Origin of the sequence: Neolewinella sp. (assembly GCF_965214665.1) — a bacterium.
Lineage (GTDB): Bacteria > Bacteroidota > Bacteroidia > Chitinophagales > Saprospiraceae > Neolewinella.
On the sequence record NZ_OZ243970.1, the window covers coordinates 2,395,882 to 2,414,961 of the forward strand.

Annotated in this window: 16 protein-coding genes; 7 read left to right on the plus strand and 9 right to left on the minus strand. The window is 60.6% G+C overall.

Annotated elements, in window-relative coordinates; all coding sequences use genetic code 11:
* Positions 1 to 49: 49 nt before the first annotated feature.
* Positions 50 to 4,375 (minus strand): CusA/CzcA family heavy metal efflux RND transporter, encoded by a 4,326-nt coding sequence (locus tag ACOOHD_RS10395; RefSeq protein WP_420457810.1) that lies wholly within the window; start codon positions 4,373 to 4,375, stop codon positions 50 to 52.
* Positions 4,376 to 4,439: 64 nt separating this feature from the next.
* A complete protein-coding gene (locus tag ACOOHD_RS10400) occupies positions 4,440 to 4,775 on the minus strand; it encodes a DUF6660 family protein (protein WP_420457811.1) in 336 nt (111 codons plus the stop codon).
* Between the two features lie 121 nt (positions 4,776 to 4,896).
* Here ACOOHD_RS10400 and ACOOHD_RS10405 point away from each other — a divergent pair, with 121 nt between their 5' ends.
* Positions 4,897 to 5,529, plus strand: a complete 633-nt coding sequence (locus tag ACOOHD_RS10405; RefSeq protein ID WP_420457812.1) for a Uma2 family endonuclease — start codon at positions 4,897 to 4,899, stop codon at positions 5,527 to 5,529.
* Positions 5,530 to 5,702: 173 nt separating this feature from the next.
* Here ACOOHD_RS10405 and ACOOHD_RS10410 read toward each other — a convergent pair whose 3' ends face one another.
* From ACOOHD_RS10410 to ACOOHD_RS10425, 4 genes are read right to left on the minus strand one after another with little or no spacing between them, the layout of a single operon-like run.
* Positions 5,703 to 6,047, minus strand: a complete 345-nt coding sequence (locus ACOOHD_RS10410; RefSeq protein WP_420457813.1) for a DUF5615 family PIN-like protein — start codon at positions 6,045 to 6,047, stop codon at positions 5,703 to 5,705.
* Entirely contained in the window at positions 6,044 to 6,382 is a 339-nt protein-coding gene (locus tag ACOOHD_RS10415) for a DUF433 domain-containing protein (RefSeq protein WP_420457814.1), read from the minus strand. The genes ACOOHD_RS10410 and ACOOHD_RS10415 overlap by 4 nt, the downstream gene beginning before the upstream one ends.
* A 30-nt stretch (positions 6,383 to 6,412) precedes the next feature.
* On the minus strand, positions 6,413 to 7,051 hold the full coding sequence (locus ACOOHD_RS10420; RefSeq protein WP_420457815.1) for a VTT domain-containing protein: 639 nt from the start codon (positions 7,049 to 7,051) through the stop codon (positions 6,413 to 6,415).
* Between the two features lie 42 nt (positions 7,052 to 7,093).
* On the minus strand, positions 7,094 to 7,597 hold the full coding sequence (locus ACOOHD_RS10425; RefSeq protein WP_420457816.1) for a hypothetical protein: 504 nt from the start codon (positions 7,595 to 7,597) through the stop codon (positions 7,094 to 7,096).
* A gap of 103 nt (positions 7,598 to 7,700) precedes the next feature.
* On the opposite strand from ACOOHD_RS10425, the gene ACOOHD_RS10430 reads away from it, so the two are divergent.
* The 6 genes from ACOOHD_RS10430 (at position 7,701) to ACOOHD_RS10455 (ending at position 14,024) form a co-directional block, all read left to right on the plus strand.
* The gene (locus tag ACOOHD_RS10430) at positions 7,701 to 9,176 is read left to right on the plus strand and encodes an alpha-amylase family glycosyl hydrolase (RefSeq protein WP_420457817.1); all 1,476 of its coding nucleotides are present in this window, start codon (positions 7,701 to 7,703) and stop codon (positions 9,174 to 9,176) included.
* A 3-nt stretch (positions 9,177 to 9,179) separates the two neighbouring features.
* A complete protein-coding gene (locus tag ACOOHD_RS10435) occupies positions 9,180 to 10,517 on the plus strand; it encodes a glutamine synthetase family protein (protein ID WP_420457818.1) in 1,338 nt (445 codons plus the stop codon).
* An 11-nt stretch (positions 10,518 to 10,528) separates the two neighbouring features.
* Positions 10,529 to 11,551 carry a hypothetical protein gene (locus ACOOHD_RS10440; protein ID WP_420457819.1) on the plus strand — a complete coding sequence of 341 codons (1,023 nt, stop codon included), beginning with the start codon at positions 10,529 to 10,531 and terminating at the stop codon, positions 11,549 to 11,551.
* Between the two features lie 4 nt (positions 11,552 to 11,555).
* The gene (locus tag ACOOHD_RS10445; RefSeq protein WP_420457820.1) at positions 11,556 to 12,404 is read left to right on the plus strand and encodes an HAD-IIA family hydrolase; all 849 of its coding nucleotides are present in this window, start codon (positions 11,556 to 11,558) and stop codon (positions 12,402 to 12,404) included.
* Positions 12,405 to 12,406: 2 nt separating this feature from the next.
* Positions 12,407 to 12,658: a hypothetical protein gene (locus ACOOHD_RS10450; protein ID WP_420457821.1), complete on the plus strand. Its 252-nt coding sequence runs from the start codon at positions 12,407 to 12,409 to the stop codon at positions 12,656 to 12,658.
* A 187-nt stretch (positions 12,659 to 12,845) separates the two neighbouring features.
* Positions 12,846 to 14,024, plus strand: a complete 1,179-nt coding sequence (locus ACOOHD_RS10455) for a hypothetical protein (protein ID WP_420457822.1) — start codon at positions 12,846 to 12,848, stop codon at positions 14,022 to 14,024.
* A gap of 33 nt (positions 14,025 to 14,057) precedes the next feature.
* Here ACOOHD_RS10455 and ACOOHD_RS10460 read toward each other — a convergent pair whose 3' ends face one another.
* Genes ACOOHD_RS10460 through ACOOHD_RS10470 form a run of 3 tightly spaced genes read right to left on the minus strand, consistent with a single transcriptional unit; the run spans position 14,058 to position 18,982 of the window.
* The gene (locus ACOOHD_RS10460; RefSeq protein WP_420457823.1) at positions 14,058 to 14,483 is read right to left on the minus strand and encodes a hypothetical protein; all 426 of its coding nucleotides are present in this window, start codon (positions 14,481 to 14,483) and stop codon (positions 14,058 to 14,060) included.
* A gap of 35 nt (positions 14,484 to 14,518) precedes the next feature.
* On the minus strand, positions 14,519 to 15,985 hold the full coding sequence (locus ACOOHD_RS10465; protein WP_420457824.1) for a lipase family protein: 1,467 nt from the start codon (positions 15,983 to 15,985) through the stop codon (positions 14,519 to 14,521).
* Between the two features lie 45 nt (positions 15,986 to 16,030).
* Positions 16,031 to 18,982: an FAD-binding and (Fe-S)-binding domain-containing protein gene (locus ACOOHD_RS10470; protein WP_420457825.1), complete on the minus strand. Its 2,952-nt coding sequence runs from the start codon at positions 18,980 to 18,982 to the stop codon at positions 16,031 to 16,033.
* Between the last annotated feature and the right edge of the window lie 98 nt (positions 18,983 to 19,080).

The window sequence follows — 19,080 nt, forward strand, 5'->3', positions numbered from 1 at the left end:
TTGGGGGAATATCCCAAGACTGGCGTCCTGGGGCAGGGGCGGGGAACCCCTACGGGGTTGTTAGATAAGCGAGGCGGGCGGCGGCTAGGTTTTGGTTGAGGAGGGCCTCCAGGTAGGTGGCGCGGTTCTCGGCGAGGAGGCGGAGGGCGCTGAGGAGCTCCAGGTAGCTGAGCTCGCCGGCGCGGTAGTTCAGGCGGGACACGCGGACGATCTCGGCGTTTAGGTCTACGAGCAGATCGGCGTAGAAGGTGGCACTGGCGGTGGCCTGTTCCAGCTCGCTGACGGTGGACCGGAGCTGCTGGCGGTAGGTGAGTTGCTGGGCGGCCAGGCGGTCCTCGGCCACCACCACGCCCAGGCGCTGGGCTTCGACGCGGCGGCGCGCCGGGCCGGTGAAGGGGTGGAGGATCACGCCGGCCTCCAGTCCGCTGAGGTAGCCGCCCTCGTAGTACCGCTGCGCGGAGTAGCCCAGGCGGAAACTCGGTTTGGTCAGCGCCTGTACCGTAGTGATGTCCGCCCGGTTGATGGCTACCTCCTGCGCCGTGAGCCGCACGCTCAAGCTGCCGCCGGCGGTGTCGGGCGGCGGGGGGTAGGCGACCAGGCGGAGGGTGTCGGACGGGAGCAGGTCGGGCGTGCCCGTGAGCAGGCTCAGTTGATCGCTCAGGTTTGCGGTGGCGAGTCGGACGGTTTCGCCGAGCTGGCGGTATGTCCTGAGATCGGCTTCAATAGTGAGCGCCTCCAGGCGGTTGGCCTCCCCGGTTTCCACGCGGACCTGAGCGATGCGGTAGTATTCTTCGTAGGTGGTGAGCAGCGCAGCGTAGTGGCGGGACAGCGCCTCCTGGTACTGGAGCCGGTGGTAAAGGGAGCTTACCTCCAGGGTAAGCTCGGCGGCCGTGAGCTGACTGCGGATGCGATCGGCGGCTACCGTAGCCTCCTGGAGCGCGTTCGCAGCCCGCTGGGTGGCCGGGTGGTCTAGCCGCTGAATGACCGTCAGCTGATTGACGAGCTGGTCCGTAGGGCGGAAGAGGCCGTCGCCGTTGTAGCTGATGTCGAGGGTGCCGGGTACGTAGGGGAGGTTGCGCAGCGATTCGCTGCGGAGGGCCTGCCGTTCGGCCGCGCGGATGCCAGGATTGTTGCGGAGGGCAGCCTGCACCATGGCCTCCCGCGACGTTCGTTGCACCTGCGCGCCCGCCCAATTGGGTAGTAGGAAGAAGGGAAGCAGTAGTAGTAGGAGGCTTCGTTTGTTTAGCCGGCGATCGTGCCAGGTTTCCAGCCAGCTGTAGAGGATGGGCAAAATGATGAGCGTGAGAAAGGTAGCCGACACCAGCCCGCCGATCACCACCGTGGCCAGGGGCCGCTGTACCTCCGCGCCACCCGAGGTGGAGAGTGCCATGGGCAGAAAGCCGAGGGAGGCTACCGATGCGGTCATGATGACGGGCCGCAGTCTTACCCGCGTGCCCTCGACGATCCGCTCGCGCACGTCGGTCCACCCCTCCCGTTTGAGCTGGTTGAGGTAGCCGATCAGGACGATGCCGTTGAGCACCGCCACGCCGAAGAGCGCGATAAAACCGATGCCCGCCGAGATACTGAAGGGCATGCCGCGCAGCTCCAGCGCCCAGACCCCACCAATGGCGGAGAGCGGGATGGCCACGAAAATGAGTGCTGCCTGCCGCAGGCTGCCGAAAGTGAAGTAGAGCAGGATGAAAATGAGCCCCAGGGCCACCGGCACGGCAACGGCCAGCCGACGGGTGGCCGCCTGTAGGTTCTCGAATTGCCCGCCGTAGGTAAAGTAGTAGCCGGCGGGCAGTTCCATGCGGCTGGTAAGGGCCTTCCGAATGCGGCCCACCAGCGTTTGGGTATCGGTACCGCTACCGACGTTGACGCCGATGACGATGCGGCGCTTGGTATCGTCGCGGCTGATTTGCAGGGGGGCGTCGCGCAGCTCGACCGTGGCCACGGAGGAGAGGGGTACCTGGGCGCCGTCGGCCAGCGGGAGGTAGAGGTTGGCGACGTCGCTGAGGTCGTTGCGGGCAGTCTCGGCGAGGCGGACGGTAAGATCGTAGCGGCGGTCCCCCTCGTAGACCGTTCCGGCCGCCGTACCCGCAAAGCCGGCCCGGATGACCCGGTTGACGTCCCGCACCTGTAGTCCGTACTGGGCTAGGCGGGCATAATCGTAGTCGACGATCAATTGGGGCATGCCCTCAGTCTGTTCGAGCTTCACGGTACCGACCCCATCCACGCCCCGGATGATAGCCTCGGCCTCGGCGGCACGGGCGGCCAGCACATCGAGGTCCTCGCCGTAGAGCTTGATGGCGATGTCGGAGCGCGAGCCGGTCATGAGCTCGTTGAAGCGCATCTGGATGGGCTGGGAGTACTCGGAGGCTACGCCGGGGATACTGTTCATGGTGGCTTCCATCAGCTCCATCATGTCCTGTCGGTTGTCGGCGCTGGTCCACTCACTTTTCGGCTTCATGACGACGATGATGTCGCCCGTCTCGACCGGCATGGGGTCGGTGGGGATTTCGGCGGCCCCGATCTTCGTGACGATTTTCTCGATCTCGGGGAAGGTCTCCTTCAGTTGGTTCTGAATGACGTAGGAGACCTCCACCGACTGCGAAAGCGAGGTGCCCGGCGGCAGGATCTGGTGCAGGGCGAGGTCTCCCTCCTCTAGCGTAGGGATAAATTCCCCCCCCATACGGGTAAACACCCCCAGGCTGATCCCGAAGAGAAGGACAGTAGCCACCACGAAGGCGGTCTTGAAGCGCAGGGCGGCGGCAAGCGCGGGTGCGTAGAGGCGCTGGAAAAAGGCGATGATGCGATCGGCTAGTGTCCGCCGGGCGGTTACGGTCTTACTGAGGAACAGGGCGGATACCATCGGCACATAGGTCAGCGACAGCACGAGCGCAGCTGCGATGGCTAGCATAACGGTCTGGGCCATGGGGCGGAACATCTTGCCCTCGATGCCCACCAGGGCCAGAATGGGCAGGTAGACTATGAGGATGATGGTCTCTCCGAAGGCGGCGGACTTGCGGATGTCGATAGAAGCGGTTGTTACCTGCCGGTCCATCTCCGGCTGCGTTAGGGTCCTCTCCCCCGACCCCTCTCCGGGGGAGAGGGGGGCACGTAGCCGGTGCACGATGGCCTCGACGATGATGACCGCCCCGTCCACGATCAGCCCGAAGTCGATGGCCCCCAGGCTCATCAGGTTGGCGGAAATGCCCAGTACGTTCATCATCGATACGGCGAAGAGCATGGCCAGCGGGATGACGGAGGCCACGATCAGCCCTGCCCGCCAGTTGCCGAGTAGCAGTACGAGGATGAAGACGACGATCAGGCCACCCTCGATCAGGTTTCGCTTTACGGTACCGATGGCGGTAGAGATTAGCTTATCGCGGTCGAGGTAGGGCTCGATGATCACTCCCTCGGGTAGGGACTGGCGCACCTGCTCCATGCGCTCCTTGATGCGATCGGTGACCGCGGCGGAGTTGGCCCCCTTCAACATCATGACGGTGGCGCTGACGACCTCCTGCCCATCAGAGGTCGCCGCGCCGTAGCGGGGCGCACTGCCGAAGCGGACGGTGCCAAGATCGCGGATCAGGATGGGGCGGCCCTGGCGTACGTCGACTACGATATTGCCGATGTCTTCCAGGCTGCCGGTCAGGCCATCGGTGCGGATGTAGTAGGTGCGGGGGTTCTTTTCGATGTAGGCACCGCCGCTATTTTCGTTGCTGCGGGACAGGGCATCGAAAACGGTGTTCATGCTGATGCCGACCGACTTGAGGGCGGCGGGGTCCACCGCCACCTCGTACTGCTTGAGGTAACCCCCCAGGGCGTTGACCTCCACCACCCCCTCGATACCGGAGAGCTGGCGGCTGATGATCCAGTCCTGAATACTGCGCAGCTCCGTGGCGGAATAGCGGTCTTCATAACCCGAAGCGGGGCGTACGATATACTGGTAAATTTCGCCCAGCCCGGTCGAGATAGGGGCCATCTCGGGGGTACCGAGTCCGGCGGGAATATTGGCCTCGGCCTCTCGTAGGTGCTCGCTCACGAGCTGGCGGGCGAGGTACACGTCGGTAGACTCATCAAACACCACGGTCACTACCGAGAGGCCGAAGCGGGAGATGGAGCGGATCTCCTCCAAGTCCTGCAGATTTTGCAGGGCCAGCTCTACCGGGGTGGTGATGAACTGCTCTACCTCCTGGGTGGCCAGCGTAGGTGAGGAGGTGATGATCTGCACCTGGTTGTTAGTGATGTCGGGGACGGCATCGACGGGCAGTTGGCGTAGGGAATAGAGGCCCCACAGGAGGAGTGCCAGGACGAACATCCCTATGACTAGCTTATTCCGTACGGAATAGGCGATAATACTATCGAACATGGGAGCAGGTAAGTAAACCAGGAGATGGGGACGGGGCGGACCTATCCCATAGGGGGCGGTTTAACTAAGCTCGGGGAGGCTGCCAGGAAGCGTCGGCGGACAGCAGCGGCGTCCAATTTCGGCTGAACGAGGGCACGGTCTTGCCGATCGGGGGCACGGGCGCTGGCACAGGGAAGAAAGCGGCAATGGCCGGCGGTGTCCCCACCACCACGCTGCAACAGCTGCAGATGCAGAACGGGGTGCAGTGGTCCCGGTGATCCGAGTCCCGGTGCTCGTGATCGGGGCTGTCCTCATGCAGCAGGGCGGGCGAATCATTGGCCATCACCGCCTCCGCATCTCCACAGGGCACCAGGGCCAGGGAGAAGAGGTAAGCGGCGAAGAGGATGATTTGCCAGCGCATCTTTTCCGGAACGCCCGTCGGCCGGAAAGGTTAGCCGGTGTATAAGCAAACCTTAGCGGGTGCAGCACCAGACTGGTTGGTTCCTTTGCCGGTCACCTGCTACATTGCTTATCTTCACCCCATGACTACGCCGATTACTAGAGGGGAGCTTTTTCGAGTCACCACGGCACCAGCGGAGGCCCGCCCCCTGCTCTGGACGCTGGAGCGTTATCACAACGCAATTGAATGCGGCGTACTGACTACCGAGGATAGGGTAGAACTTTTATTTGGCCATTTAATCCCTAAGATGCCTACCGGTGAGCCCCATGCCGTATGCCTGAGTCAACTTTATGAACTTAGTTATGATCGCTTCGGCAAGCAGTATACCTACCGCGCTCAAGACCCCGTAACGCTTCCCAATCAATCCGAACCGGAACCAGACTTTGTCATCGCCAGACGAAAAGTATACGGGAAAGCGGTGGGCCATCCTAAACAGGACGATATCTTGCTACTGGTTGAGATTTCCCAAAAAACACTCATTTACGACCGGGGAGATAAGTTACGCAGCTACGCCCTTGCAGGCATCGCCGAATACTGGATCATCAATCTACAGCACCGTCAGGTAGAAGTACACCTCGATCCGGATACTACCGTGGGGGATTACCGACGTACCACCATCTACGGAGAACAGGAGCAGTTTGAGAGCCCCTTTGGTGGAAGTTTTACCGTGCTGGATCTACTCCCACCCTCCGATCAGGTCATTACGGAAGAGTAGCCGTCTATGCGGTGCGCTCAGCCCCGCTACAAACACCGCCGCCAGCCCAATCACCAGCAGCCCTGTATGACTACGGGTGAAGGGCACCAGCACCAGGGAGAAGAAACAAGCGGTGCTGAGAAGCAGATGAAGGCACAGACCCTAGCTAAACGGGGATAGTTTGGTGAACCTCCCTACTTATCGGGCCGGTAGACTCTCAACAGTCGACCACTACAGTCATCGGTGTCCCGTAGGACCTGATCGATGGCTTTTACAAACGCTGGCACGTTAGGATTTCTCGTACAGGCGATGATTCCGGCATGGCGATTGTCTTTCCGGTGCAGGCGTATGAAATCCCGGCGATTGATCGTCAGGACTGCGCGATCGAGGTCCGTCGCCATGCGTAGCACCAGGTCATCGGATAACCCCCGATTGGCCGCGTTAAGATCGACCATCGTGATGACATCGTATCCAAGTTCGATCAAGCCCTGAACTACCGGAAAGTCAAAATTCTCATCTGCGAATAAGGGGGGAGTCATAACTCGGCTTCCTCCTTCAATTCGTCCTCAATCTCGGTACGATGACGGGCGTAGTACACTAAAGCGTTTTCAATATCGCGGGCGCTGAGCGTTGGATACGATTCAAGTATTCGACCATCACTCAAATTCATGAGCTTTGCCTCCACGATACTTCTGACCGGTATTCGGGTATTTTCCACCCGGGCACTGCCCCCGCAAACATCTGCGGTTTTGACGATTCCACTGTTCGTTCGCTCGACGGGATGGGTCTGATTCAGTAGACTACTGATCAACTTAAGCTTTTCTACCTCGGTCAGCGCAAAGACCCGTTCACTAATTTCCTGGAATGCAGTCATCGTAGTAGTTTGTAATATTGATGTCCTAAATCAACTCACCTGACGCCCCCGTACAAGCTTAGTCACCACCGTGATCCCCAGCCCCGTAATAAACACCGCCGCCAGCCCAATCACTAGCAACCCCGTATGGTCGCGAATGAAGGGTACGTTGCCGAGGAAGTAGCCTACACTCACCAGCGAGGCCACCCAGAGGCACGCACTTAGCACATTGTAACGGGCGAAGCGCACCCGCTCCATCTTGGCTACCCCGGCCACGAAGGGCACCAGCGCCTTGACGATGGGTAGAAAGCGGGAGGTGATCAGTGCCGTAGCGCCGAACTTGCGGTAGAAGGCATGCGAACGGGTATAGGCCCGCTTATCCAGCCACTCGAAGCGTTTGAACATAGCCGCACCGAACTGCCGCCCGAGGCGGTAGCCCGTCCAGGCGCCGAGAGATGCCGCTACGATCAATAGTGCGATGATAATCAAGGGGTGGATAAGTCCGCCCGCCGCCAGCACGCCTACCGCAAACAACAGCCCGTCGCCCGGAAAAAAGGGAGCCAGGGGAAAAAAGGCCGTCTCGGTGTAGATCACCGCAAAAAGTAGTCCGTAGGTCGCTACCGGGTAGGCCAGTGCGGCCTCCCGCAGGCTGACGTCGATGTGCAGGAAGAAATCTAGGAGTTCACCCATGTCCCGCATAGAACCGTGGGCCGTGGGCTAATTGTTTCGCGGTCACACGAATAGGAGGATCAGCGTCAGCACGATGCCCGCCGCCGAAAAGAGCAGCCCCTTACGCAGTATGCGGCTACCGGGCATAAACATCCAGAAGGCCGAAACCACGAAGAAGAGCAGCGCTACCCCAAAGCTGATGTTGAAGTAGTACAGCGGGTCCTTGGTGTTGGCCTTGTGCAGGTGGGCCATCTTATTCAGGACGTAGGGCAGCTCCCTGGTGGTCACCACGGCAGCTCCGGTGGCGGCGTCGTAGCTGCCGCCGGCGAAGTAGATCGTGCCGCCCTCGCTACGCTCCACGGCGAAGTTTTTGACCTGTAGTACCTTCCCCGCCTCCTCGGGGCTCAGGTCTTTGGCCACGGTACGCTCGCGGACCACCTCCCGCTTCAGAAAGTCGGTATTACGAAAGATGAGCACCACGCCGCTGATGGCGTACACGGCCATGATACCAGCCAGAAAGAATCCGAGATAGCGGTGCAGCACGCGCATAGTGGCGGAGGTAGCCATAGGGTCGAACTTTGGCGGGCGAAGGTACAACCCGGCTTGCACCTGCGGCCCCGCCCAACCTCCCCGCCCGAACCTTGTTTGCCCTTACACTAACCTACCGATCATGCTCTATCGTCTTTGCACCCTGTTCGTACTATTCACCCTTTGCGCCTGCGAGCGGCGGGTGGACGATACCGCGATTGTGACCCCCTCCGGCGAGGATAGTACCGAGCTGGCCGTAAAGCCGAACGTACCCGACTGGCAGAAAGACGCTGTCATCTACGAGGTCAATACCCGCATATACACCCCCGAGGGCACCTTCGCCGCCTTCCAGGAGCACCTGCCGCGGCTGCAGGAAATGGGCGTCGACCTGCTCTGGTTCATGCCCATTCACCCGGTGAGCAAAAAGAATCGGAAGGGAACGCTGGGCAGCCCCTACGCCGTGGCCGACTACCGGGAGGTGAACCCCGATTTTGGTACGAAGGAAGATTTTAGGCAACTGGTCGAGGCCATCCACGACGCCGGTATGCACCTCATCATCGACTGGGTGCCAAACCATACCGGCTGGGACAATCCCTGGATCGAGCAGCACCCGGACTTTTACACCAAGAAAGACGGCCAGATCACCGACCCCATCAATCCCGACACCGGAGAGAGCTGGGGCTGGACCGACGTGGCCGACCTCAACTACGACAACACGGAGATGCGCGACAGCATGATCGCCGCCATGAAGTATTGGGTGACGGACATGGGCGTGGACGGCTTTCGCGTTGACGTGGCCCACGGCGTACCGGTCGACTTCTGGGAACAGGCCGCCGATAGCCTCTACGACCTCGAGCCGCTGTTTATGCTCAGCGAGGGGGAAATACCCGCCATCGTCAACGACGGGGCATTCATCATGGACTACGGCTGGGAGATGCACCACACCCTCAACGAAATTGCCAAGGCCCGCGGTGCCAACCGTGAAGTGGAGGCCGATTTGAGCAATATCGCCCGCTCTGAGGGGGAAGCACAGGATAACGTCACGGCCCTGGCCATCGACGAGGTGCTCGAACGCCAGGAAGAACGCTACGACCGGGGCTACAAGATGCAGTTCACCAGCAACCACGACGAGAATGCCTGGGCGGGTACGGAATTCCAGCGCTTCGGCGACGGCGCGCAAGCCTTCGCGGTGCTCACCGCTACCTTCGATGGTATGCCGCTGATCTATACTGGGCAGGAATCGGCCGTAGACCGGCAGTACGAGTTCTTCGAGAAGGACCAGATCGAGTGGGGCGACTACAAGTACGCTGACTTCTACAAAACCCTTTTCGACCTCAAGGAGCGCAACCGCGCCCTCTGGAACGGCGAGGCCGGCGGTGAACTCGAAAAGATCGAAACCAGCAACGACGAGATGGTCTACGCCTTCACCCGTGAGAAGGACGGTGATAAGGTAGCCGTGATGATTAACCTCAGCGGTGAGCCACAGAACGTGATGCTTGAAGATGGAAACTTCGTGGGCGACTATACGGAGGTCTTCAGCGGCGAGCAAAAAGGGCTTTCCGAAGAGATGTCGGTAGAGCTGGAGCCCTGGGGCTACCGGGTGTATTCTAACAAGTAAGTCGTGCGACTCAGTCCCAAAGAACTTGCTGACCACCCGGCCCCCTTCGTCAAGGTAGGCGTCACCGACCTCGACGGCGTGCTACGTACTAAGTACCTAAGCCGCGAGAAATTGCAGTCTGCCAGTAAGGCCGGTAGCGGCTTCTGCAACGTCATCTTCGGCTGGGACGTGCAGGACACCGTCTACGGCCCACCCCTCCCCGACCCCGGTTTTGCCGATGCCCGCATCACCATCGATCTCGGCAGCGGCCGTACCCTGCCCTGGGAGAACGATACCCCCCTGCTGCTGGCCGATCTACGCGGTGATACCGGGCCGGCCGCCGCAGCCTGCCCCCGTAGTCTGTTACTACGTATCCTAGCCCGTGCCGAAGCCATGGGGCTACAGGCCCAGTTCGGCCCCGAGTACGAGTGGTTCGCCTACCGGGAAACGCCGGCCAGTCTGGAGCGGAAGAACTACCGTCACCTCACGCCGCTCAGCCCCGGCATGTTCGGCTACTCCTCCCTACGTACCGGTCAGCACACCACGTTCTGGCACGACCTGGCCACCCAGCTCACCGCGGTCGGCGTGCCGCTGGAGGGCTACCACACCGAGACCGGCCCCGGTGCCCTGGAGGCGGCACTAGTCTACCAGCCCCCGCTGGAGGCGGCCGACCGGGCCATCGTATTCAAGGAGACCGTCAAGCAGGTGAGTTACCGCCACGGCTTGGTCGCCAGCTTCATGGCAAAGCCCACCGCTGACCTGCCGGGTTGCGGGGGCCACCTGCACCAGTCGATCTGGCGTGACGGCGTCAACCTGTTCCACGATCCGGCCCGCCGCTACGGCATGAGCCCGGAGGGGGAGCAATACCTGGCGGGGCAGTTACGCCTGCTACCGGCGCTCATGCCCTTCTTTGCCCCCTTCGTCAATAGTTACAAGCGCTACGTACCCGGCTCCTGGGCCGCGGTACGGGCCAATTGGGGCATTGACAACCGCACCTGCGCGCTGCGCTTTCTGCCCGGTGAGCCGGCGTCCTCCCGCCTAGAACTCCGGGTACCCGGTGCGGATGCCAACCCCTATCTGGTCATGGCCGCTGCCCTGGCCGCGGGGCTTTACGGCATCGAACACGCGCTTCCCCTGGAGCTGCCCCCGGTGCAGGGTAGTGCGTACGAGCAGTCTGTGGGTCAAATTCTCCCGGCGGATCTGGGCGAGGGCGCGGGTGCCATGCAAATCGAACCGCTCCTAGCCAGTTTATTAGGGGACGATTTTGTTACACACCTGCTACGCAGCCGGCAGTGGGAGTGGCAGCAGTACCAGCGGGCGGTCACCGACTGGGAGCGGCGCCGTTACTTTGAGCTGGCCTGACCGCCCCCACCATGAAGAACTACCAGAACATCCTACGCTACGCCTGGCGCGCTTACGACCACACGCGTGAGATCGCTACCATCGCCGACATCAGCGCCCAGGTATCGACCAATCACGTCTATAAACTCGGGATGGCCGACGGCAATACCCTGATCGCCAAGGTGACTTTCTTCGGCTCCTACGAGGCCTTTGCCGAGGACCACGTAATTATCAATGTGCTGGCCAATAATCTGCCGGTACGCTATGCCGGACTGCTGAGCCGGGCGCTGATGAAGGGGAATCAGATCTTCTTCCACCGCTACATCGATGCGGAGCAGGATGCCTGGATCGTGTTTTACCGGCCGATCTACGAGCGGGAAAATGCGCCGCGCCGCCTCACCGATGATCAGGTACGTAACCTAGGTCGGGAGATGGCCCGCTTTCACTACGACTGTACGCTGGTGACTGAGACCCTGCCCCGCAGCGACCGCAACATGACCACTGACGTCAATGCGCTGCTGGGCACCGCCCGTACGGAATACCCGGAGTATGTGGACCTCATCGAGCACCACTGCCGGCTGTTCCTGGAGAACACTTTTCGGATCAATGTGTACGGATTCACGAAGATTCCGGTGTTCGTAGACTGGAACGTCGGCAACTTCAGCCTCGACGACGACGGGCGGCTGAGTAGCCGCTGGGATTACGACTGGTTTCGGCTCTCGACGCGGGTGGCGGACTTCTATTTCTTAAGTAGAGTAGTGAGCGAGGTGGGGGACAAAACGGTCTTCACCTACGAGGTGGATCGGCTGCTGGAAGATCGTTTCCTGCTGTTTCTGGAAGCCTACCACGAGGTCTTTCCCCTGACGCGGCCGGAGGTGCTGTTCCTGAAGGAGGCCTACCGCTTTTTTCTGCTGAACTACGTGTTGCGGCTAGGACGCTTTTTTTTTCGCCCCAAGATCGCGAGTAAGCTAGCCCACGATGTACTCACCCTGCACCTGCCCACGCTGGACGAGCGCTTTACCGCCGAGCGCATGCTACAGACCTTGCATCTTTAGCCCCATGAAGCGACGGTCATTTTTGGATATAGCAGCGGACTATCCGGTCATCTTCTTCGACAGCTACGGCGTGCTACGCAACCACCGGGGGCTTATTCCCGGCGCGGTAGAGACCATTACGCACTTACGCAGTGTGGGCAAGCACATCCGGGTGCTGACGAATAACGCGGCCCGTAACCCGGCGGCAGCGGCCGAGCGGCTCGCCCACTACGGACTGCCCGGTATTCCTGCTAGTGAGATCATCACCAGTGGGGCCACCACCCGGCACTTCCTGGAGCAGAAGGTCAAAGCCGGTAAGGTGGCCTACCTCGGCACCCGCGCCTCGGCCGACTACATCATCGGGGCGGGGCTGGAGGCCATACCAATGGCGGAGGTGAACTTCGAGCGGCTGGAGGAGATCCGCGCCGTAGCCTTTCTGGATGATGAGGGCTACGATATGAATACGGACGTCAATCGGGTCATCAACCTGCTGCGCCGCTGTCGGGTACCGGTGGTGGTGGCCAATACCGACCTACTGTACCCTGTGGCCGCCAATGAGGTGGCCCTGGCCACGGGTAGTATCGCCAAATTGGCGGAGTACGTGCTGGGCCGGCGCTTCGTGAAGTTTGGCAAACCGACCTCGCAGATGTTTCAGATGGGGCTAGACAGCGTGGCGGCGCAGTTGCCGGGGGTAAGCCCGGGTGACATCCTGATGGTGGGCGATACCCTGCATACCGATATCCTGGGGGGCAATACCTTCGGCGTGGCAACGGTGCTGGTACTCAGCGGCAATACCCGCCCGGATAGCGCGGAACTGGAGATCGAGTCATCTGGGATTATTCCGGACTACATTTGCACCTCTATTGGAAGCTGACTATGCCTAAGTACGCCCCCGACGACCTTGTGATTATCCGCCTACTCCGTGCCCACATGGGGGAGGTATGGGCGGAGGCGCGTCCCAAGATCGAAGCCGCCCTCCCCGACCACATCGACCCGGCGCTGATCGGTAAGTGGGTGGACGAGCGGCCGGAGCCGGGCATTTACATCAATGAATACGGGGTGGAGCCGCGGTTTTATCCGCACCGGGTGTCGGGGCGGTTGTTGGAGTTTTACCGGAGCGTGGGGTGAGGGGCAGTAAAGCGCAGGGGGAGCTTAAGTGTTATTGATCCAGCTAGCTACACTAGGTCAGCTTAAGCAAGGGTTTCTATGCAAACCCCTCTACATAGTGTTATTACTCATGTGTTCTAAAGCAGTGCCGCAGTCGCTAACTGCATCCGTTAGCAGCCTATATCATTCCTTCAGTTCCTTACTTTTCTTGGTCCTCAGTTTTGCTGCGGTAAACGCGCAGTCGGGCTACCGAGACGGCTATCTCATCACTACTTCCGATGAGCGCGTGGAAGTCAGTATTTTGCATAGGGACTGGCCCAGTAATCCTACTAAATTTCGCTATCGCCTACCGGGCACCGAACAGGTACGCTACGGCGACCTGACCACCGTCAAGGAGTTCGGCTTTGTGGAAGGAGGGTTGCGGTACCGCCGCTTCACGGTCGATCTCGACGGTTCCGACGTGCGCACCAGGTTCCTTAGTGAATCACCTAAGCCGGAATTCAGGCGCAGTACCGTATTTCTCCAGTACCTAGTCGACGGGGAGGCCGACCTATTCTATTACGAAAATGGTAACCGCCGATATTTTCTATACCGATCGGGGGAGTCGACACCGCAGGAGCTGATCAGCCGGGAATATCTGAACGGTACCAGGATCGTAGACAACACCAACAACTTTCGGTCCCAACTGCAGCAAAAGGTAAGCTGTGGGGTCGAGCGCGCGGATCTACTGCGTGTACACTACCGGAAAAACTCTCTGGTCGACTTCTTCACGGACTACAACCACTGTCGGGGCGCGGCGGTCGTGCGGTACGAACGCTTCGAGCACCGTCCCCGGGTACGCTTCGCCGCTAAGGTGGGTGTGGAGCGTCTGGCCGGTAAGGGCCTTCACGAAAGGGGTGCCGGAGTGCTACGGTACGGGGTCGAACCGATTACTGCTCCCCGTCTAGGTCTCGAAGCGGTGGTCACTCTTCCCTTCGCCAACCGCCGCTGGGCGCTGGTTGCCGAAGCCTACTACCACCGTATCCAGCACCAGACCGTTGCCGAAAATGAATTGATTTTCGACTACCAATCTGTAGCACTGGTTGGGGGCTTTCGTCGGCACATCGGACTGGGCCGAGAGACTTCGCTGTTTCTTGGTGCGGCCGCGATGTACCAGTTCCCTTTTTATTCTACGGTCACTATGCCGCGGGGGGGCGCTTTTGCGCCACGTACGCCATCGGTGTCCGGCAGTAACGGAGCCTATCAGGTAAGTGGTGGGCTGCTGCTTTTCGATCGCTATCAATTAGAACTACAGTATACCACGGCGCAGAACCTCATTCAGACCAGCCTGTACCGGTATACTTCCTTGCATACGGTGAGTCTGTTATTTGCTTATCGGTTGCGGTAGAACTCCCCCATCACATCTCCGTTGGTAGTGTATCTAATCCTCACAGGGCACTCTGGCAAGCACAACGCCCTGTCCGAACACCAGCTCATTCGGTGAGCTAAAGCGTTGCACATCACCTACTAAGTCCGAATCACCGTATCCCTCCCGTAGCTGTTCTCCCTGACGGAGAAAGGCCACCTCCCGCTTACTCGTCCGTCCTTCGGACTGAAACGTGTATACCCCTATTAGGGTATCACCGTGGAGTATGCCGTTAAAGGTGCCCTGATTTCGGTCCTTCTGGTAGAGGTCGTACGTGAGGGTACCTTCTACGGTCTGATCGTGGGTTTCGAGTTCGGCCGCTACACGACTATTATTTTCCGCGTAAGTGTAGCAGCCCGCTACGGCCGCGCCCGTCTTCTGGGGGGTCGAGGTACAGGCGGTAGCCAACACATAGAGAGCGAAGGGATAGATCGGTTTCATGAAATAACAGCTTGGCTGAGTGTTCGATTAGGTAGTTAGTCAATCGGGACGAACCGCATCATTGGCACGTCGTCTACCAGGAGAAGCAAGTTTCCATTTTCATCGACGTGGTAGGTTTCGATTTGCCGTAGAGTGCGTAGGAAGAAGCCCTCCCCTTCCCCGCAGTACATCATGGTAGTAGGTCCGGGCTCGCCAAAGGTGAGGGTGTCGCCAGCGAGCTTATAGGGGGCAGAGTAGCCATTGCAACCACTATTGCCCTGCACCAACTTCGTCGTCGGATCGAAGGTGATGCGTGGCCGCTGGTCAGGAAATAGGCCCGTGAAGGCGATTCGGGGTCCCGAGAGGTACTCAAGCTCCCAGTTGGTACCGTAAACGGTCTTTTCGGTTTGCATAGCAGCGGTAGGTGGGTAGCCTAATTCGTCCGGTAGCCGTTCGGCTAAGTAGATGTAGGGAGCATGAAAATGGTGTGCGAAGATAAAGTTAGTGTCTCGGGTATTCCAGGCGTAGTAGGTAGAGTCGGCCAGCAGGGTAATGGTCGTACCCGTGCGAACGTAGTCGTTGCTGACGAAGTAGGCCGGCGCAACGAAGCCAGGTAGCAGATTCCGGACCCGGCGTGAGGTGTATACGCCCAGAATTTTCTGGTAGTTGCGCTGCGCCCGCCGGGTAGGTTTATACAGGCGGTTGTAAGCGTAGTTTAGGGCTAACCGATTGCGGAAATTTTGCTTTTTGATGGTTGCCCGGGCAGTAGCAAATGGATTGGGCCGGGTGAAATCGTCCAGCGTCTGTACGGTCACCGGCGCTTCCGGTACCCAGTCGGCGGAGTTAACTACATTGAAGGCCCAGCCGCCCCGGGTCATGGCCTCATAAGCGTAGGCAAAAGGTAAATTACCGGGCTTAGGACCGGCACTACAATAGGTTTTCCACCGCAGGTCGGCGGGGAGCCGGCCCTGCCGTTGTAGGTCATACAGGTAGGCGGTGAGCAGGTAGGCAATGCCTCCCCCCTGGCTGTGGCCCATGATCAACACGTCCGTAATACCCGCCTGGTACAGGGAGTCGATCTTCGGCAGCATGTCCCGACTCAGGAAGGCGGTACTTACCAGCCAGCCGACGTGCACCGCCGCCCGGGGGTCTTCGGCCAACTGGTAGGAGAAGGTGTACTCATCGCTTACGGTTAGCTCACCGCGCGCCGGCACCATAGCTGCGTAGAAGTTCGCCAGCCAGCTCTCGCTGCGCTCGGTGGTACCGCGGATGCTGATGACGGCTACCCCGTCCTCTCGCACGTACAAATCCCATAGGTTCTCCAGTCCCACTACGGGCGAGCGGTACCTGAAGGAATAGCCGTCCGCGACGGGCAGTGCTGCCCGGTAGGCTGAATCCCCAACTTGGGCCGATACCGTCATCAGATCCAAATACTTCTGCTTATCGAAACCAGGCTGGAGCTGAGCAGCTGCTGGGCGCGCCGCTACCCAGATAAGCAGCAAGCAGAAGAGAGGCAACTTCATGTAGCTAAGCTACGGGAGGTGCGGGACTTTCTTCGGGTAACTTTTTCAGTCTAGGGTAGGACGTTGGGAATGCACCACCTCCCACAACACCTCGGCTGAGTGCCACACCCGCCGCCCCAACCCATCCCTCACCTGGTGCCGACAACTCGTGCCGGTCGCCACGATCACCGTCTCGGCCGACCGGTCCCGCAGTTTTGAATACAGCGACTGCTCCGCAATCCGTTGACTCACCACATAGTGCTCTGCCTCGTACCCAAAGGAACCGGCCATCCCACAGCAGCCGCTATCCAATAGCGTCACGTTGAAGTTTTTGGGCAGCGAAAGCACCGCCGCACATTTACTAGCCTCCCCCAGCGCCTTCTCATGGCAGTGCACGTGCAGCACGATCTCGCGTTGCCCGTCCCCAAAGTCCCCCGCCCCTACCCTGCCCTCGGTGTACTCCCGAAATAGCCATTCATCGAAGGTCATCGCCCACTGGCCCAGCACCTGCGTCCGCGCCGCCAGCTTACCCCGGAAGAGCTTCGGATACTCATCCCGGAAACCCAGAATTGCTGAGGGTTCCAAACCCACCAAAGGGGCCTGCTCCCCTACCCGCTCGGCGAATACGGTGATGTTTCTTGCGGCCAATCGCCGGGCTTCTTTCAGTAAACCTTTACTAAGTTGCGCCCGTCCGCTACCGGCGTGCTCTGGCCACAGCACCTCGTAGCCCAGCCGCCACCACAGCCGCAGGGCCGCCCGCCCCACCTCCACGTCCTGGTAGTTGACAAACTCATCGCCAAAGAAGTAGAGCCGGCCCCGGGCTCCCGCTATAGTGGGCCGTTCCCGCTCGAAGAAGCTGCGGAGTGACTCATCCGGAAACCGGGGCAACGACCGCTCCGCCGCAATGCCCACGAAGCGCTTCACGAGGGGGCCGGTCAGGTCCAGGAGCGCATTGGCCAGTCCGGGCATTTTACCGCCTAGCCGGTACAGCCACTCGTTGGAAGCGACCAGCCGAGTGCGTAGCGATACCCCCTCCCGCTCCTGCCGCTGGTGCAGGTACTCGGCCTTGAGCGCGGTCATATTTACCGTACTCGGGCACTCGCTCGTACAGGCCTTGCAGCTCAGGCAGAGATCAAGGGCTTCAGCCAGGGCGGGGTGGCTCCAGGGGTTCTCTTTCTGGTTCTGGGTAAGGACCTCACGCAGTACATTGGCGCGGCCGCGGGTGCTGTCTCTTTCGTGTAGGGTAGCTCGGTAGCTCGGACACATGGCCCCACCTTCGAGTTTCCGGCAATCCCCCGAGCCATTACACTTTTCGGCGCTGCGGAGTAGGCCCCCGTCGGCACTGAAGTCGAGGGTGGTATCATAATTCGGCACCGGGGCGTCGGCTACGTAACGCAGCTCCTCGTTCATGGGCGGGGCCTCGACGATCTTACCGGGATTGAAGATGCCCCGGGGGTCCCACACCTGTTTGAGTTCTACCAGCAACTGGTACACCTCCGGGCCCAGCATCTCGGGTAGAAACTGCCCCCGCACCCGCCCGTCGCCGTGCTCGCCGCTCAGGCTACCACCGTACTTTTTGACCAGCCGGGCTACATCGCGGGTGATATCGTGAAAGTGCTGGCGGCCCTCCGGTTTCTTCAGGTTCAGGATGGGTCGCAGGTGCAGCTCTCCGGCTCCGGCGTGGGCGTAGAAGACCGCATTCTGCTGGTACAGTTGCATCAGTTCCTCTACTTCAGCGATGTAGTGGGCCAGATCGGGCAGGGCCACGGCGGTATCCTCGATGCAGGCTACGGCCTTGGCGTCGCCTACGATATTGCCCAGGATGCCCAGTCCGGCGGCGCGTAGGGCCCACACTTTATCCGTCTGCAACTGGCCGGGGAGCGCGGGTGCGGCATAGGCAGGCACGGCAAGGCTTCCGGGCTCCATCATCGCGCGACCGAGGTCCGTAGCTTTCTGGAGAGCGAGCTCATCCGTAGCGGCGCGGTACTCGACCAACAGCAGCGCCCGGGGGTCCCCCTCGACGAATGCGGCGTTCTTGCGCTGGTCGTGGTTCTGTAGAGCGAGGTGGAGGATGGTATCGTCCATGAGCTCGCACATAAAGGGCTGGGTTTCCATCGCCAGCTGGGTGGCGCGCAGACTGGCATCTATCGTAGCGAAGTGCAGGGCCACGACCGCCGAACCGCGGGATGGCAGGGGCAGGATGCGCAGCTTGAGCCGGGTGGTAAAGGCCAGGGTGCCCTCGGAGCCGGCCAGTAGGGTGCAGAGATTTAGTGGGGGGCCGTCGGGGTCAAAGGGGGCCTGCCGGGCTAGGAGGTCTAGAGCGTAGCCATTGTTGCGGCGGGTGACGGCAGGTTTGGGATAAGCGGCTGCGACCAGGTCGCGGGTGGCGGGATCGGTGAGGTGTTGGTGGAGGAAGGCGTGGACGTTCTCCAGAATTGCCGGCGAACCGTTGGACGGTTCAGAACCGTCCAACGGTTGAGAGCCGATATCGGCTACGGTGCCGTCGCTCAGCACCACCCGCGCCTCCAGCGTATGCTCGCGCGTACTGCCCACCGTAATGCTAGTACTTCCGCAGCTGTTGTTGCCGAACATACCGCCCAGGGTACAGCGGTTGGCGGTGCTGGTATTGGGGCCGAACCAGTAGCCGTGCTCCCTGAGTGCCGCATTGAGCTGATCGCGGATCACGCCGGGCTCAACGATAGCGTACCCCTCCTCCGGATTGATCTCGACGATACGCCGCATATGCCGGCTAATGTCCACGATAAGCCCCTTGCCCACCGCCTGCCCCGCCAGACTAGTCCCCCCCGCCCGCGGCGTAATGGGCACCCCGTACCGCCCCGCAAAGCGTACGCAGGCCACGATATCCTCCTCCGATCTAGGGAACACCACCGCCCGCGGCAGCTCCCGGTACACGCTGGCATCGGTAGCGAAGAGGATGCGGTGCAGCGCATCGGTCTCCAGCTCGCCCTCCAACTCGGCGGCGAGGGTGGCCCAGGGCGGCGTGGGGTTGGTGGACATAGGGTAAAGGTACAGAGGGATAAGGGACGGGAGACTTAGGGACGCAGGGATAAGGGACGGGAGATTCAGGGACGGAGGGATTGAGCGTATGCTATACC

Excerpts from the sequence above, each read along its gene's own strand:
- ACOOHD_RS10395 (WP_420457810.1), bottom strand. The coding sequence starts at position 4,375 with ATGTTCGATAGTATTATCGCCTATTCCGTACGGAATAAGCTAGTCATA.
- ACOOHD_RS10400 (WP_420457811.1), bottom strand. The coding sequence starts at position 4,775 with ATGCGCTGGCAAATCATCCTCTTCGCCGCTTACCTCTTCTCCCTGGCC.
- ACOOHD_RS10405 (WP_420457812.1), top strand. The coding sequence starts at position 4,897 with ATGACTACGCCGATTACTAGAGGGGAGCTTTTTCGAGTCACCACGGCA.
- ACOOHD_RS10410 (WP_420457813.1), bottom strand. The coding sequence starts at position 6,047 with ATGACTCCCCCCTTATTCGCAGATGAGAATTTTGACTTTCCGGTAGTT.
- ACOOHD_RS10415 (WP_420457814.1), bottom strand. The coding sequence starts at position 6,382 with ATGACTGCATTCCAGGAAATTAGTGAACGGGTCTTTGCGCTGACCGAG.
- ACOOHD_RS10420 (WP_420457815.1), bottom strand. The coding sequence starts at position 7,051 with ATGGGTGAACTCCTAGATTTCTTCCTGCACATCGACGTCAGCCTGCGG.
- ACOOHD_RS10425 (WP_420457816.1), bottom strand. The coding sequence starts at position 7,597 with ATGGCTACCTCCGCCACTATGCGCGTGCTGCACCGCTATCTCGGATTC.
- ACOOHD_RS10430 (WP_420457817.1), top strand. The coding sequence starts at position 7,701 with ATGCTCTATCGTCTTTGCACCCTGTTCGTACTATTCACCCTTTGCGCC.
- ACOOHD_RS10440 (WP_420457819.1), top strand. The coding sequence starts at position 10,529 with ATGAAGAACTACCAGAACATCCTACGCTACGCCTGGCGCGCTTACGAC.
- ACOOHD_RS10445 (WP_420457820.1), top strand. The coding sequence starts at position 11,556 with ATGAAGCGACGGTCATTTTTGGATATAGCAGCGGACTATCCGGTCATC.
- ACOOHD_RS10450 (WP_420457821.1), top strand. The coding sequence starts at position 12,407 with ATGCCTAAGTACGCCCCCGACGACCTTGTGATTATCCGCCTACTCCGT.
- ACOOHD_RS10460 (WP_420457823.1), bottom strand. The coding sequence starts at position 14,483 with ATGAAACCGATCTATCCCTTCGCTCTCTATGTGTTGGCTACCGCCTGT.
- ACOOHD_RS10465 (WP_420457824.1), bottom strand. The coding sequence starts at position 15,985 with ATGAAGTTGCCTCTCTTCTGCTTGCTGCTTATCTGGGTAGCGGCGCGC.
- ACOOHD_RS10470 (WP_420457825.1), bottom strand. The coding sequence starts at position 18,982 with ATGTCCACCAACCCCACGCCGCCCTGGGCCACCCTCGCCGCCGAGTTG.